The organism is Streptomyces sp. NPDC002776, assembly GCF_053592195.1.
Genome location: NZ_JBSFVG010000006.1, coordinates 224,951 through 238,269 on the forward strand (window position 1 = coordinate 224,951; position 13,319 = coordinate 238,269).

A 13,319-nucleotide genomic window follows, 5' to 3' on the forward strand; every position below is an offset into this window, starting at 1 on the left:
GGGCCCCGGGTGATAGTGAACCGTCGCCTACCCGGTCCCCTGCTGATCGAACAAGACCGCGGATGGTGGAAACAAGCCTTTTCCGCTCTCTTTCTGTTTCTGGCCCGGTGTTTCAGGGCACAGCCGCTGGGCAGCCGCGCTGCATGGAAGCGTAGGGATGACTTCCGTTTGCGGGGGATCCGGCGAGCGAAGGGCATGGCGGTGGCGTTCAAGGTGACCTGCGGAGAGCAGGACGGCTGGGCTGTCCTGCGGGTGTCCGGCGAACTGGATCTGGTGACGTCGCCCGCGCTGCGCCAACGCGTGCACGACGAAGTGGCCGAGGGCCGGCACAGCCTGGTGCTCGACCTGTCCGAGGTCTTCTTCTGCGACTCCAGCGGTGTCGGCGTGCTCATCGCCTCCCGTCGGCTCGTCCGCTCCTGCCGGGGCCGGCTGCGCCTGATACTGCCCGCGCACGGCGCCGTCGAGGGCTCCCACGTCAACCGCGTCCTCGGCGCCCTCGGCGTCCGCCGCCTCTTCGAGGTCCATCCCGACGTGGACTCGGCCACCGCCGACGAGTCGGGGCCCCTGTCGGCGTAGTTCCCCCCGCTCAGCCACACCGTTGTCCCGAAATTCCCCCGGTCTTGGCACAACCGTAGTTTTCCGCTCCCGGACGGCCCCTGACGTCGTACGCTCCCTGGGAAGGCCGGGGCCCCACGCCCCCCGTGACGTAAAGGCGGCACGAAAAGACATGGTCAGCAGCGAGTACGAGGGCAAGATCGCCGCCCGCTTCGCCACCTTCGACCAGGACGGCAACGGCTACATCGACCGTGCGGACTTCATGGGGGCGGCCAAGGCGCTGCTCGCCGAGTTCGGTACGGCGGCCCGGTCCGACAAGGGCCAGGCGCTGTACAGCGGCGCCGAGGCGTTCTGGCAGGGCATGGCCGGAATGGCGGACCGGGACGGCGACCAGCGCATCACACGGGGCGAGTTCGTGGACGGCGCGGTCAAGCGGCTGCGCGACAACCCCGACGGATTCGCCGAGATCGCCCGCCCCTTCCTGCACGCGGCGCTCGCCGTGGCCGACGCGGACGGCGACGGAGCGGCCACCGTCGCGGACACCGCGCGCGTGCTGACCGCCCTCGGCGCGGACGCGGACACCGCGAAGGCCGCGGCGGCCACCCTCGACGCGGACAGCGACGGCCGGGTGGAGGAGTCCGAGATCCTGACCGCCTTCGCCCGCTACTTCACCGTCCCCGAGTAGCGCTCCCTGAGCTTGTACTTGAGCACCTTGCGCAGGGTGTCGTTGCGCGGAAGGGCGTCCACCACCTCCAGCTGCTCCGGCAGCTTGTGCACGGCCAGCCCTTCCGCGCGCAGATACGCCGTCACCTGCGCGAGGCTCAACTCCCCGGCCCCCTGCGGCTGTTCCACCACGGCACACACGCGTTCCCCGCGCTCGGGATCCGGCAGTCCGATGACGGCCGCGTCCGCGACGGCCGGATGCCGGTGCAGCAGCTCCTCGATCTCCCGCGCGGAGATGTTCTCGCCCTTGCGGATGATCACGTCCTTCAGCCGCCCGTTGAGCACCAGATGCCCGGTGCCGGTGAGCCGCCCCAGGTCACCGGTGCGCAGGAAGCCGTCCCCGTCGAAGGCGCGCGCGGTCTGGTCCGGGTCGAGATAGCCCCGGCACACCGCCTCCCCGCGCAGCCGTACCTCCCCGTCCACGATCCGGATCTCCATCCCCTCGGGCGGCCGCCCCTCCGTGCCGGCGAGCAGTTCCGGATCGTCGTCCGGGTCACCCATCGTGATCATCGGCACCTCGGTCATGCCGTACCCGTGGGTCAGCTGCACGCCCATCTCCCGGACCACGGCGTGATACAGCTCCGGCGGCTTCGGCGCCCCGCCGCCCGCCAGCAGCCGGAGCGTCGGAACCACCTTGGCGCCGGGCCGTTTGCGCTGCTCGGTCAGGAACATCGAGTAGAACGCCGTCGACCCGCCCGCCATCGTCACCCCGTGCCGGCGGTACTCCGCCAGCGCGTCCGGCAGCGCGAACTGCTCGAACAGCACCGCCGGAAAGCCGTACAGCAGCAGCATCACCAGGTAGTCCGGGCCGCCTATATGGGCGTAAGGGAAGGCGATCGAGCCGACGTCGGTGCCGCTCGGGCGCAGGGCGTGGGCGAGGCAGGAGCCGCCGGCGATCAGCGAACGGTCGGTGTGCAGCACGCCCTTGGGGTCGGAGGTGGTGCCGGAGGTCCAGTAGATCCAGCGCACGGAGGTGCCCTCGGCGGGCGGGGCGGGCAGTACCCGGGGATCGCCGTCCGGGAGCCGGTCGTACGCCTCGAAGACGCCCTTCGCGCCGAGCCGCCGCACCATCGCCGTGTGGTCGAAGCCGCGCCAGGTGCCCGGTACGGCGACGTACTCGGCCCTGGACTCGCGCAGGGCGAAGCCGACCTCGCGGTCCCGGTAGAAGGGGATGACCGGAGACTGCACGGCGCCTAGGCGGGCCAGGGCGAGGGAGAGCAGGACCGTCTCGATCCGGGTGGGCAGTTGCCAGGCGACGACCGTGCCGGGGCGCACGCCCAGGTCGTGCAGGCCCGCCGCCACCCGCTCGGCCCGCGCGCGCAGCTCGCCGAAGCTCACGGAGCGGTCCTCCTGGAGGAGGACGGGCCGGTCCGGGGTGCGGGCGGCGCGGCGGGCGAGCAGGTCCCACAGGGTCCGGGCGGAACTCAGGCCGGGTGCGGTGTCGGTCACGGTGACGACCCCCTTGGCTGACGGTGCGTCAGATGGTGGACAGAGCGTAGGGCGGCCCGCCTTGTCGGTCCAGGGGGGCGGGGCTAGCCTGAACTGACGGACTGTCAGACGGGGGCTCGCCGGTATGGATCTCACCTACACGCCCGAGGAGGAGGAGTTCCGGGCGCGCCTGAGGCAGTGGCTCGGCGAGGTGCTGCCGAAGCTGCCCCCCGCGCCCGCCCCCTCCGACTGGCCCGGACGGCGCGCCTACGACCTCGGCTGGCAGCGCATGCTCCACGACGCCGGGTACGCCGACGTCCACTGGGGCGCCTCCCCGACCACCCGGCTCATCTACCTGGAGGAGACCGAGCGCGCGGGCGCCCCCTATGTCGGCGCCAACTTCGTCGGGCTGCTCCACGCGGGCCCCACCATCGCCGCCGAGGGCACCCCCGGGCAGCGGGCGCGCTGGCTGCCGCCGATCCTGCGCGGGGAGGAGGTCTGGTGTCAGGGCTTCAGCGAACCCGGCGCCGGATCCGACCTCGCGGCGCTGCGCACGCGCGCGTGCCGCGACGGCGACGCCTATGTGGTCACCGGGTCCAAGATCTGGACCTCGCACGCCGAAGTCGCCGACTGGTGCGAGCTGTTGGTGCGGACCGACCCGAAGGCGCCCAAGCACCGGGGCATCACCTGGCTCGCCCTGCGGATGGACACGCCCGGCGTGACCGTACGGCCGCTGCGGACCCTCGCCGGGTCCACCGAGTTCGCCGAGGTCTTCCTCGACGAGGTGCGGGTGCCGGTCGCGCACCGGGTCGGCGCGGAGAACGACGGCTGGCGCGTCACGATGGTCACCCTGTCCTTCGAGCGCGGCACGGCCTTCGTGGGCGAGGTGGTGGCCTGCCGCCGCGTCCTGCGCGACCTGGCCGCCCGGGCCCGCGGGAACGGCCGCTGGGACGACCCGGTGCTGCGGCGCAGACTCGGCCGCCTGAACGCCGAGTTCCGCGCGCTGTGGCGGCTGACGCAGTGGAACGTGAGCGAGGCGTCGGCGAGCGGGGTCCCGGGGGTCGGGGGTTCGGTTTTCAAACTGAGGTACTCGCACGCCCGCCAGGAGCTCTACGACGCCGCCGCCGACGTCCTCGGTCCCGACGCCCTCGACCTCGACCGGCCCTGGGTCCTCGACCGGCTCTCGTCGCTGTCGTACACCATCGCGGCCGGTACCTCGCAGATCCAGCGGAACATCGTGGCCGAGCGGATCCTGGGGCTGCCGAAGGGGCGGTGAGCATGCGCTTCCAACTGACCGAGGACCAGCGGGCGTTGCGGGCGGCGGCACGGGAGCTGCTGGACCGGCGGTTCGGTGCCGGCGCGCTGCGGGCGGCGGTGGCCGAGCCTGTACTGGACCGGGCGCTGTGGCGGGAGCTGGGGGAGGCGGGGTTCTTCGCGCTACGGGTGCCGGAGGCGGACGGCGGGGTCGGACTCGGGCTGCCGGAGGCGGTGTTGGCGTTCGAACAGGCGGGGCGGGCGCTGCTGCCGGGGCCGTTGATCGCCACGCATCTCGCGGCGGGCTCGGTGCCGGGGGCGGCCGGCGGGGAAACGGTCGTGACGGCCGTGGACGGCGGAACCGTGGAGTGGCTGACGCAGGCGGACGTGGTCCTCGGCGACGCGGCAAAGGCCGTACCGCTGCGCTCGGTGGACCCGCTGACGCCGCTCCACCGGGTGCCCGGCCCGCGGGGGGCGGATCCCCTCGCCGTCCTCCTCACGGCCGCCGAGCAACTGGGCACCGCCACGCGCGCGTGCGAGCTCGCCGCGCAACACGCCCGGACCCGGGAACAGTTCGGACGGCCGGTCGGCGCCTTCCAGGCGGTGCAGCATCTGTGCGCCGACATGCTGGTGCGGGCGGAGACGGCCCGTGCCGCCGTCTACGCGGCCGCCGTGACCGAGGACCCCGCCGACATCGCCGCGGCCCGGCTGCTGGCCGACGAGGCCGCCGTACGCGGCGCCCGCGACTGCCTCCAGGTGCACGGCGGTATGGGCTTCACCTGGGAGTGCGAGGTGCATCTGCATCTCAAGCGGGCGTGGGTGCGGGCCCAGCGTGCCGGTGGCGGCACGGAGAGTGAGGAACTGCTCGCCGTCGATCTGCTCGCATGAAAAGCGAAGAGGGCGCCCGCCTGCGGAACCGTTGACGGGGGCGGCCGGAGGTGTCGCGGATCGTGGCGTACCGGAACTACGGAGCGTTGAGATCGGGTTGTGTCCTAGGTGTGACTCGTCACGGCCCGGAGTCGGCGCCGTGCTCCGGTACCTTGTGTGAGATGCGAGTGGTTCCGAGCACGAGCCATGCCGGAGTTGCCCTTGAGGCGGCTCCGGATCCGGCGGTGCGCGCCGGTTCTCGCAGGGCGGGAGCGGTTTCTGCCCCCACCTGTTCGACTCCCCGTCAAGAGCGTCGCACAGTATCCCGCACGGGTACTCCTTCGCGCTGGAATATGCCCGAAGCGCTTGTTGGGGTGACTGTACGTCAACCATGCTTTCCCGTAAGGGATTCACGTTCCGTGACCCTGGCTCCGGCCATTGTTCTGGTCATGCAAAAAATGGCTACGATCGTGGCCCTCGTGAAGCGCGGGGCTATGTGTCCGCCGGTTCGGATGGTGTGAGCGGTGCAGGTGCTTCAAGTGCAGCTGGAGATCCGACCCGACCCCGCTGAAGTGGGGCGAGCCCGGAGGTGGGCCCGCTCGCGGCTCGCCGGATCCGGGATAGGGGTCGACGAGACGCTGTCGGAGACCCTGATCCTGCTCGTGTCCGAGCTGGTCACCAACGCCGTGGTGCACACCGGCTGTCCGGCCGTGCTGCGGCTGTTCCTGCCGGGGATGGCGGCCGGCGCCGAGCCGGTCACCGTACGGCTGGAAGTGGTGGACGCCAGCGGCCGGGCCCCGGTGCCGCGTTGTGCGGGCGGCGGCGAGACGGGCGGGCGTGGACTCGCCCTGGTCGACGGTCTCGCGGACCGCTGGGGCTGGATGCCCGAGGGGCCCGGCAAGCGGATCTGGTGCGAGCTGGACCAGTGCGCCCAGGGGCGCGAGCCCGTGGTGGCGTACGGCGGCGGAGCGTTTGAAGGGCTGGCTTTCGAGGCGGTGTGAGGCGCGCCCGCGGTCGGTGTGAGGGTGTTCGCGGAGTGCGGGCACTGGTCATGCGGGCCGAGTCGGCCCCCCTTGCGCCGGACGCGGTGCGGTGCGCCGGGACATGCTTCCACGTGCGCCCGTGGCATATAGGGCGTACGCCATAAATCCCCGAGCAGGTGTTGACGAGGCGTGTCCGTTTGATCACGCTTGTGGTCAGCGATTCGCCGCGAGGGGACGACGAGGGTTCCGGTGACGGGAGCCCTCGACGAGTGTGGGTCGTGATTCGGCGTCGGCTCCCTCAGGGCCCGAGGGACAGCCGGGGCGGGAGCGCCGGAGTCGGATGGCGGTGCGCGCTGCCGTGCTCGGGGCGGGCAGGTCGCGCGCCGCCAGCCGCACTTCAGGCTCAGAGGACGGCGACCGGTGCCACCGGGGCCCCCGTCGCGCCGACGAACGGCTCGGGCGTCGCCGACAACAGGAAGGCGTACCGGTCTTCTTGTCCACAGGCTGTGGACAACTCTTCGAGATTCCAGTTCTGTCCCTGCGGCATCCCCATCTCCACCAGGTCGAGCGCGTGTACGGGCAGCCACAGGTCCTCGATCTCCGGCGGGAAGATCTCGAACGTGAGGGTGTCGTTGGCTACGGCGGCCACATCGCGCACGTGGAACCACTCCGGAGTGCGGATCGAGAGCCCCGGCGACGGATGCCCGTAACCCTGCCTGTCCCCGGCGAGGCACAGCCGCATCTGGCCCGTGCGGACGAGCACGATGTCCCCCGCCCGTACGCGCGTGCCCGCGAGTTCCTCGGCCGCCTCCAGGTCCTCGGGTGTCACGGCGTGCGCGCCGTCCAGCCGTTGCACACCACGCGCGCGTGCCACGTCGAGCAGCACCCCGCGCGAGACGAGGTGCCGCGCGGTGGCCATCCCCGCGAAGGCGGCGCCGCCGTGCGCGGTGACCGTGCCCGCCGGACGGCCGTTGTAGAGCCGCCCCGTGTGCGAGACATGCGACAGCGCGTCCCAGTGGGTGCCCGCCTGGAGGCCCATGGTCACCGCGTCGTCGCTGCACGCGACCGTGCCCGGACCGAAGATCTCCTGGTTGATCTGCACCATGACGTGCAGCGGATTCACCCGGCCGGGGATCATCCCGGTCTGTACGCCGTCCTGGCGCAAGGGCAGCGCGAGCGGGATCCGCCGGCCGCTGCGGACGCAGGCGGCGGCCTCGCGCACCACCTCGTCGGTGATCAGGTTCAGGGTGCCGATCTCGTCGTCGGCTCCCCAACGGCCCCAGTTGTTCACACGCTTGGCGATCTCGTGGAACGCGTCCGGCAGTGACATCGGTCCCTCCCCGGGGCTTGTCTCCGGCTGTCCGGCGGGTCATAAAATCTAACGGGCCGTCAGAAACCGCGGGAAGGGGCCGGGCATGGGGAACTTCTTGGCAGCCAAGGTCGTCGCCGTGACCGGCGCGGGGCGGGGGATCGGGCGGGCGGTGGCGCTGGCGGCGGCGGCCGAAGGGGCGCGGGTCGTCGTCAACGACTACGGGGTGGCGGTGGACGGCGCCTCGCCGGCGAGCGAGGTCGCCGAGGGTGTCGTCAAGGAGATCGAGGCCGCCGGGGGCGAGGCGGTCGCGGTGGCCGACGACATCTCCACCATGGCGGGCGGGCAGCGGGTCGTGGACGTGGCCGTGTCGTCGTACGGGCGGATCGACGGGGTGGTGTGCGGCGCCGGGATCCTACGGGAGCGGATGCTGTTCAACATGACCGAGGAGGAGTGGGATCCGGTGATCGCCACTCATCTCAAGGGGACGTTCACGGTGTTCCGCGCGGCCTGCGCGGTGATGCGCGGACAGCGCTCCGGGACCCTGATCGGATTCACCAGCGGAAACCATCAGGGGTCCTTCTCGCAGGCCAACTACAGCGCGGCCAAGGGCGGGATCATCTCGCTGGTGCGGAGCGCCGCGCTGGGGCTGAACAAGTACGGCGTGACCGCCAACGCGGTGGCCCCCGTCGCCCGTACGCGGATGTCGGCGAAGGTGCCCACAGAGCTGACGGAGATCGGGGAGCCGGAGGACGTGGCGGCCCTCGTGGTCTATCTGCTGTCGGACCGCGCCAAGGAGCAGGCCATCACCGGGCAGGTGTACACGATCGCCGGGCCCAAGGTGGCGGTGTGGGCGCAGCCCAGGGAACTGCGGGCCGCGTACGCCGAGGGCCCGTGGACGCCGGAACGGCTCGCGGACTTCCTGCCCGGGACGGTGGGAGTGGACCCGATGCCGCTGCTCCGGCCGCCGAACACCCCGTAGCTGCCCGGCATCAGGAGGCGACCTGTGGATTTTGGATTCAGTGCCGAGGACGAGGCGTTCCGTGCGGAAGCCAAGGTCTGGCTCCGCGCCCATGCCGACCCCGCCGTGGACCGCCGTACCTGGGAACGCACCCTCGGGGCGGCCGGCTGGATCGGCCTGTCCTGGCCCGCGACGGGGTACGGCAACCGGTCCGCCACGCTCACCCAGCAGGTCGCCTGGGCCGAGGAGTACGCCCGCTGCGGGGCGCCCGCGCGGTCGGGGCACATCGGGGAGAACCTGCTGGCGCCCACCCTGCTCGCGTGGGGCACCGAGGAGCAGAAGGACCGCTTCCTGCCGCCCATAGCCGCCGGTGCCGAACTGTGGTGCCAGGGGTACAGCGAGCCCGGCGCCGGATCGGACCTGGCCGCCGTGCGGACCTCGGCCGTGCGGGACGTGCGCGGCGGGTACCGCGTCACCGGCCAGAAGATCTGGACGTCACTCGCGCACGAGGCGGACTGGTGCTTCGTGCTGGCCCGCACCGAGCCCGGCTCCCGGCGCCACCAGGGGCTGAGCTTCCTGCTCGTGCCGATGGACCAGCCCGGCCGCGTCGACGTCCGGCCCATCCGTCAGCTGACCGGCACCAGCGACTTCAACGAGGTCTTCTTCGACGGCGCCCACGCGCGCGTGGAGCACGTCGTCGGCGGCGAGGGCCAGGGCTGGCGGGTGGCGATGAGCCTGCTCGGGTTCGAGCGCGGGGTGTCCACGCTGGCCCAGCAGATCGGCTTCGCACGGGAGCTGGAGCGGGTCGTCGGGGTCGCGGTGGAGACGGGCGCGGCGGCGGACCCGGTGCTGCGGGACCGGCTGGTCCGGCTGTGGGCCGAGCTGCGCACGATGCGCTGGAACGCCCTGCGCACCCTGGGCGGCTCCGGGGACGCGGGCGCCTCCAGCGTGGCCAAGCTGTTGTGGGCCGGGTGGCACCAGCGGCTCGGGGAACTGGCCGTGGCGGTGCGGGGGGCGGGGGCCGCGGCCGGGCCCGCCGACTGGACGCCTGCCGCGCCGTACACCCTCGACGCGTTGCAGCAGCTGTTCCTCTTCTCCCGGGCCGACACCATCTACGGCGGCTCGGACCAGGTGCAGCGCACGATCATCGCCGAGCGGGTGCTCGGTCTGCCCAGGGAGCCCAAGGGGGGCGTCTGATGCGCGCAGTGGTGTTCGACGGGACGCGGACCGAGGTCGTGGACGACCTGGAGGTGCGGGAGCCGGGGCCGGGCGAGGTGCTGGTCGCCGTCGCGGCGGCGGGGCTGTGTCACAGCGATCTGTCCGTGGTGGACGGGGCCATTCCGTTCCCCGTTCCCGTGGTGCTCGGCCATGAGGGCGCGGGGGTGGTCGAGGCCGTCGGGGCGGGGGTCTCGCATGTCGCGCCCGGGGATCACGTGGCGCTGTCCACCCTCGCCAACTGCGGTGCCTGCGCGGAGTGCGACCGGGGGCGGCCGACCATGTGCCGGCAGGCCATCGGGCGGCCCGGGCAGCCCTTCCTGCGGGACGGGCGCCCGGTGTACCAGTTCGCGTCCAACTCCGCCTTCGCCGAGCGGACGGTGGTGAAGGCCGTGCAGGCGGTACGGATCCCGCGGGAACTCCCGCTGGTGTCGGCAGCGTTGATCGGGTGCGGGGTGCTGACGGGGGTCGGGGCCGTGCTCAACCGGGCGCGGGTGGACCGCGGTGACAGGGTGGTGGTGATCGGCACAGGGGGAATCGGGCTCAATGTCATCCAGGGCGCGCGGATCGCGGGTGCCCTGCGGATCGTCGCCGTCGACTCCAATCCGGCCAAGGAGGAGATGGCCCGCCGGTTCGGTGCGACGGACTTCCTGACGTCCGTCGAAGGGGTGCGTGACCTCCTGCCCACCGGGGCCGACCACGCCTTCGAGTGCGTCGGACGCGTCGAGCTGATCCGCGCGGCCGTCGATCTGCTCGACCGGCACGGCCAGGCCGTCCTCCTCGGCGTGCCCCCGGCCACCGCCGAGGCGTCCTTCCGCGTCTCCACCCTCTACCTGGACAAGTCGATCCTGGGATGCCGCTACGGCTCCGCACGCCCGCAGCGCGACATCGCGCTCTACGCCGAGCTGTACCGGGCGGGCCGGCTGCTCCTCGACGAACTGGTGACGCGGACCTACCCGGTCGAGGACTTCGAGAAGGCGGCGGCCGACGCGGAGGCGGGGCGGGTGGCCCGGGCGGTGCTGACGTTCTCGGCCTGACGGAACGTCCGCCGGTACGCCGTCGGGGTCACACCGAGCGCCGCCTGCACATGCTGCCGCATCGACTGCGCCGTACCGAAACCCGCGTCCCGGGCCACCTGGTCCATGGACAGACCGGTGGACTCCAGCAGCTGCCGGGCCCGCTCCACGCGCTGCTGGGTGAGCCACTGGCCGGGGCTGACCCCGACCTCCTCGCGGAAGCGGCGGGTGAAGGTCCGCACCGACATGGCCTCCTGCGCCGCCATGTCCCGCAGCTGGATCGGCTCGTGCAGCCGGCCCAGGGCCCAGGCGCGGGCCCCGGTCGTCGTCGCCTGCTGGGGGTCGGGGACCGGGCGGTGGATGTACTGTGCCTGGCCGCCGTCGCGGTGCGGGGGGACGACCGTACGGCGGGCGATGTCGTTGGCGACGGCCGTGCCGTGGTCGCGGCGGACCATGTGCAGGCACAGGTCGATCCCGGCGGCGACGCCCGCCGAGGTCAGGACGTCGCCGTCGTCGATGAAGAGGACGTCCGGGTCGACGTCGACGGCCGGGAAGAGGCGCTGCAGCTGGTCGGTCTCCGCCCAGTGCGTGGTCGCCCGGCGCCCGTCGAGGTACCCGGCGGCGGCGAGGACGAAGACGCCGGTGCAGATCGAGGCGAGCCGGGTGCCGGGGCGGATGTGGGCGAGCGCCGCGGCCAGCTCCTCGGTGAGCACGCCCTCCTCGAAGACCGGGCCGAGTTCGTAGGAGGCCGGGACGATCACCGTGTCGGCGGTGGCCAGGAGCTCGGGGCCGTGCTCGACCATGACGGCGAAGTCGGCGTCCGTGACGACCGGGCCGGGTGGCCGGATCGAGCAGGTCAGGACCTCGTACAGATGCCGTCCCCGGGTGTCCTTGGGGCGGCCGAAGATGCGGTGCGGGATGCCCAGCTCGAAGGGGAGCAGACCGTCGAGGGCGAGCACCACGACACGGTGGGGCCGGAACTCGGGTGCCTGCGGACCGCTGCTCATGGCCCGATCCTAACGAACGCTGGCCTTCGGGCCACTCGATGGGGCGGATCCCGGACGCGATCATCGAGGGCGTGAACCGGACAACCGAGGCCGCGACCACCGCAGAGGACAGGCCCACCCGCCGCAGGCGCCGTATCCACCGCGCCTGGTTCGTCGCCGCCGTCACCTTCGTGACGATCATCGGCGCCGCCGCCTTCCGCTCCCTGCCCGGGCTGCTCATCGACCCGCTGCACGAGGAGTTCGGCTGGTCACGCGGCACGATCAGTGCGGCGGTCTCCGTCAACCTCGCGCTCTACGGGCTGACCGCGCCCTTCGCGGCGGCGCTGATGGACCGCTTCGGCATACGCAAGGTCGTGGCGGTCGCGCTGACCGTGATCGCCCTCGGCTCCGGGCTGACGTACTGGATGACGGCGGCCTGGCAGCTCCTGCTGTGCTGGGGCCTGCTGGTGGGCCTCGGCAGCGGTTCCATGGCGCTGGCGTTCGCGGCGACCGTCACCAACCGCTGGTTCACCGAGCGGCGCGGGCTGGTCACCGGCATCCTCACCGCCGCCTCGGCCTCCGGCCAGCTGATCTTCCTGCCGGTGCTGGCCTGGATGGTCGACGAACACGACTGGCGCCCGGCGGCCGTGACGGTGGCGCTGGCGGCCCTCGCCGTCGTCCCCTTCGTCTGGCTGCTGCTGCGCGACCACCCCGCGGACGTCGGCCTGAAGCCGTACGGCGCGAAGGAGTTCGTGCCGAAGCCGCCGCCCGCCACGGGTGCCGCCCGCCGTGCCGTGCGGGTCCTCCTCGACGCGGCCCGCACCGGCCCCTTCTGGCTGCTCGCCGGTACCTTCGCGATCTGCGGCGCCTCCACCAACGGTCTGATCCAGACCCACTTCGTGCCCGCCGCCCACGACCACCACATGCCGGTGCAGGCCGCGGCCTCGCTGCTCGCGGTGATCGGGGTGTTCGACGTCATCGGCACGATCGCCTCCGGCTGGTTCACCGATCGGTACGAGGCGCGGCGGCTGCTGGCCGTGTACTACGCGCTGCGGGGCATCTCGCTGCTGTTCCTGCCGATGCTGCTGGCGCCGAGCGTGCGGCCGCCGATGGTCTTCTTCATCGTGTTCTACGGGCTCGACTGGGTGGCCACGGTGCCGCCGACCGTGGCGCTGTGCCGGGAGCACTACGGGGAGGACAGCGCGATCGTCTTCGGGTGGGTGCTCGCTTCCCACCAGGTGGGGGCGGCGCTGGTGGCCTTCCTCGGCGGGGTCGCGCGGGACGTCTTCGGGTCGTACGACGTGGTCTGGTACGCGTCCGGGGCGCTGTGCGCGGCGGCCGCGCTGATGGCGTTGGTGATCCGGCGTCGGCCGGGGGGAGGGGTGGCGGCGGTCGCGTGATGGTTTGCGGCCCGGAGCCGCATACCGGGCCCCTGGTCAGAGGAAGCGGCCCCGGTGGAACAGCAGCGGCGCCACCTCGTCCTCGGTCGCCCCCAGCGCGTCCACCCTGCCCACCACGATGAGGTGGTCGCCGCCCGGGTGGACGGCGTGGATCGTGCAGTCGATCCAGGCGAGCGCTCCCGCCAGGCGCGGTGAGCCGGACACCGGCGCCGCGTCGTGGGCGACCCCGGCGAACTTGTCACCGCCGCTGACCGCGAAGCCACGGCACAGCTCGCCCTGGTGCGCGCCCAGGACGTTGACGCAGAAGACGCCGGCGCGGGCGATGCGCGGCCAGCTCGTCGACGTACGGCCGACCATGAAGGCGACCAGGGGCGGGTCGAGGGAGAGGGCGCAGAAGGACTGGCAGGCGAAACCGGCGGGGGAGGCTTCGACGTCGGCGGCTGGTGAGGTGACAACGGTCACCCCGGTCGCGAAGTTCCCGAGCACCCGCCGGAACTCGGCCTGCCCGACCGGCGCCCGCTCGTCCTCGCCGACACACCGCAACTCCGGCCGCGGCAGCGGCTCCACGCGCGGGGCGTCGGCCGACCTGAGGTAACGGACGGCGGCTGCGGCCATCCCTGCA

The 13,319-nt window shown here is 72.6% G+C and carries 13 protein-coding genes; 9 read left to right on the top strand and 4 right to left on the bottom strand.

Going from position 1 to position 13,319, the window contains the following annotated elements:
* Positions 1–195: 195 nt before the first annotated feature.
* Together ACWD11_RS15215 and ACWD11_RS15220 are read left to right on the top strand one after the other, a co-directional pair.
* Positions 196–576: an STAS domain-containing protein gene (locus ACWD11_RS15215; RefSeq protein WP_351982600.1), complete on the top strand. Its 381-nt coding sequence runs from the start codon at positions 196–198 to the stop codon at positions 574–576.
* 151 nt (positions 577–727) lie between these two features.
* A complete protein-coding gene (locus ACWD11_RS15220) occupies positions 728–1,240 on the top strand; it encodes an EF-hand domain-containing protein (protein ID WP_389418174.1) in 513 nt (170 codons plus the stop codon).
* Here the strand turns inward: ACWD11_RS15220 and ACWD11_RS15225 are convergent.
* Positions 1,219–2,727: a class I adenylate-forming enzyme family protein gene (locus ACWD11_RS15225; protein WP_451283359.1), complete on the bottom strand. Its 1,509-nt coding sequence runs from the start codon at positions 2,725–2,727 to the stop codon at positions 1,219–1,221. The two genes, ACWD11_RS15220 and ACWD11_RS15225, sit on opposite strands and share 22 nt — an antisense overlap.
* A gap of 124 nt (positions 2,728–2,851) precedes the next feature.
* Between ACWD11_RS15225 and ACWD11_RS15230 the strand changes: the two genes are divergently transcribed.
* The 3 genes from ACWD11_RS15230 to ACWD11_RS15240 all read left to right on the top strand — a co-directional run bounded on the left by ACWD11_RS15230 (position 2,852) and on the right by ACWD11_RS15240 (position 5,828).
* Entirely contained in the window at positions 2,852–3,982 is a 1,131-nt protein-coding gene (locus ACWD11_RS15230; protein WP_389418176.1) for an acyl-CoA dehydrogenase family protein, read from the top strand.
* Positions 3,983–3,984: 2 nt separating this feature from the next.
* Positions 3,985–4,848, top strand: coding sequence for an acyl-CoA dehydrogenase family protein (locus ACWD11_RS15235; protein WP_451283361.1), 864 nt, complete (start codon positions 3,985–3,987; stop codon positions 4,846–4,848).
* Positions 4,849–5,351: 503 nt separating this feature from the next.
* Positions 5,352–5,828 carry an ATP-binding protein gene (locus ACWD11_RS15240; protein ID WP_389418178.1) on the top strand — a complete coding sequence of 159 codons (477 nt, stop codon included), beginning with the start codon at positions 5,352–5,354 and terminating at the stop codon, positions 5,826–5,828.
* 385 nt (positions 5,829–6,213) lie between these two features.
* On the opposite strand, the gene ACWD11_RS15245 is transcribed toward ACWD11_RS15240, so the two are convergent.
* The gene (locus tag ACWD11_RS15245) at positions 6,214–7,140 is read right to left on the bottom strand and encodes a cyclase family protein (protein ID WP_451283363.1); all 927 of its coding nucleotides are present in this window, start codon (positions 7,138–7,140) and stop codon (positions 6,214–6,216) included.
* A gap of 85 nt (positions 7,141–7,225) precedes the next feature.
* Between ACWD11_RS15245 and ACWD11_RS15250 the strand changes: the two genes are divergently transcribed.
* The 3 genes from ACWD11_RS15250 to ACWD11_RS15260 are packed head-to-tail and all read left to right on the top strand — an operon-like array spanning position 7,226 to position 10,332.
* Positions 7,226–8,101: an SDR family NAD(P)-dependent oxidoreductase gene (locus tag ACWD11_RS15250; RefSeq protein WP_451283365.1), complete on the top strand. Its 876-nt coding sequence runs from the start codon at positions 7,226–7,228 to the stop codon at positions 8,099–8,101.
* 24 nt (positions 8,102–8,125) lie between these two features.
* Positions 8,126–9,277: an acyl-CoA dehydrogenase family protein gene (locus ACWD11_RS15255; RefSeq protein WP_389418181.1), complete on the top strand. Its 1,152-nt coding sequence runs from the start codon at positions 8,126–8,128 to the stop codon at positions 9,275–9,277.
* On the top strand, positions 9,277–10,332 hold the full coding sequence (locus ACWD11_RS15260) for a Zn-dependent alcohol dehydrogenase (protein ID WP_451283367.1): 1,056 nt from the start codon (positions 9,277–9,279) through the stop codon (positions 10,330–10,332). The genes ACWD11_RS15255 and ACWD11_RS15260 overlap by 1 nt, the downstream gene beginning before the upstream one ends.
* Here ACWD11_RS15260 and ACWD11_RS15265 read toward each other — a convergent pair.
* Positions 10,248–11,318 (bottom strand): GlxA family transcriptional regulator, encoded by a 1,071-nt coding sequence (locus tag ACWD11_RS15265; protein ID WP_451283369.1) that lies wholly within the window; start codon positions 11,316–11,318, stop codon positions 10,248–10,250. The two genes, ACWD11_RS15260 and ACWD11_RS15265, sit on opposite strands and share 85 nt — an antisense overlap.
* 71 nt (positions 11,319–11,389) lie before the next feature.
* Between ACWD11_RS15265 and ACWD11_RS15270 the strand changes: the two genes are divergently transcribed.
* The gene (locus tag ACWD11_RS15270; protein ID WP_451283371.1) at positions 11,390–12,697 is read left to right on the top strand and encodes an MFS transporter; all 1,308 of its coding nucleotides are present in this window, start codon (positions 11,390–11,392) and stop codon (positions 12,695–12,697) included.
* Positions 12,698–12,733: 36 nt separating this feature from the next.
* Here ACWD11_RS15270 and ACWD11_RS15275 read toward each other — a convergent pair whose 3' ends face one another.
* Positions 12,734–13,312, bottom strand: coding sequence for a flavin reductase family protein (locus tag ACWD11_RS15275; protein ID WP_389418185.1), 579 nt, complete (start codon positions 13,310–13,312; stop codon positions 12,734–12,736).
* Between the last annotated feature and the right edge of the window lie 7 nt (positions 13,313–13,319).

Bases quoted from the DNA above. Each gene is read 5' to 3' on its own strand.
- ACWD11_RS15260 (WP_451283367.1), top strand. From the start codon at position 9,277: ATGCGCGCAGTGGTGTTCGACGGGACGCGGACCGAGGTCGTGGACGAC.
- ACWD11_RS15245 (WP_451283363.1), bottom strand. From the start codon at position 7,140: ATGTCACTGCCGGACGCGTTCCACGAGATCGCCAAGCGTGTGAACAAC.
- ACWD11_RS15230 (WP_389418176.1), top strand. From the start codon at position 2,852: ATGGATCTCACCTACACGCCCGAGGAGGAGGAGTTCCGGGCGCGCCTG.
- ACWD11_RS15235 (WP_451283361.1), top strand. From the start codon at position 3,985: ATGCGCTTCCAACTGACCGAGGACCAGCGGGCGTTGCGGGCGGCGGCA.
- ACWD11_RS15265 (WP_451283369.1), bottom strand. From the start codon at position 11,318: ATGAGCAGCGGTCCGCAGGCACCCGAGTTCCGGCCCCACCGTGTCGTG.
- ACWD11_RS15250 (WP_451283365.1), top strand. From the start codon at position 7,226: ATGGGGAACTTCTTGGCAGCCAAGGTCGTCGCCGTGACCGGCGCGGGG.
- ACWD11_RS15275 (WP_389418185.1), bottom strand. From the start codon at position 13,312: ATGGCCGCAGCCGCCGTCCGTTACCTCAGGTCGGCCGACGCCCCGCGC.
- ACWD11_RS15220 (WP_389418174.1), top strand. From the start codon at position 728: ATGGTCAGCAGCGAGTACGAGGGCAAGATCGCCGCCCGCTTCGCCACC.
- ACWD11_RS15215 (WP_351982600.1), top strand. From the start codon at position 196: ATGGCGGTGGCGTTCAAGGTGACCTGCGGAGAGCAGGACGGCTGGGCT.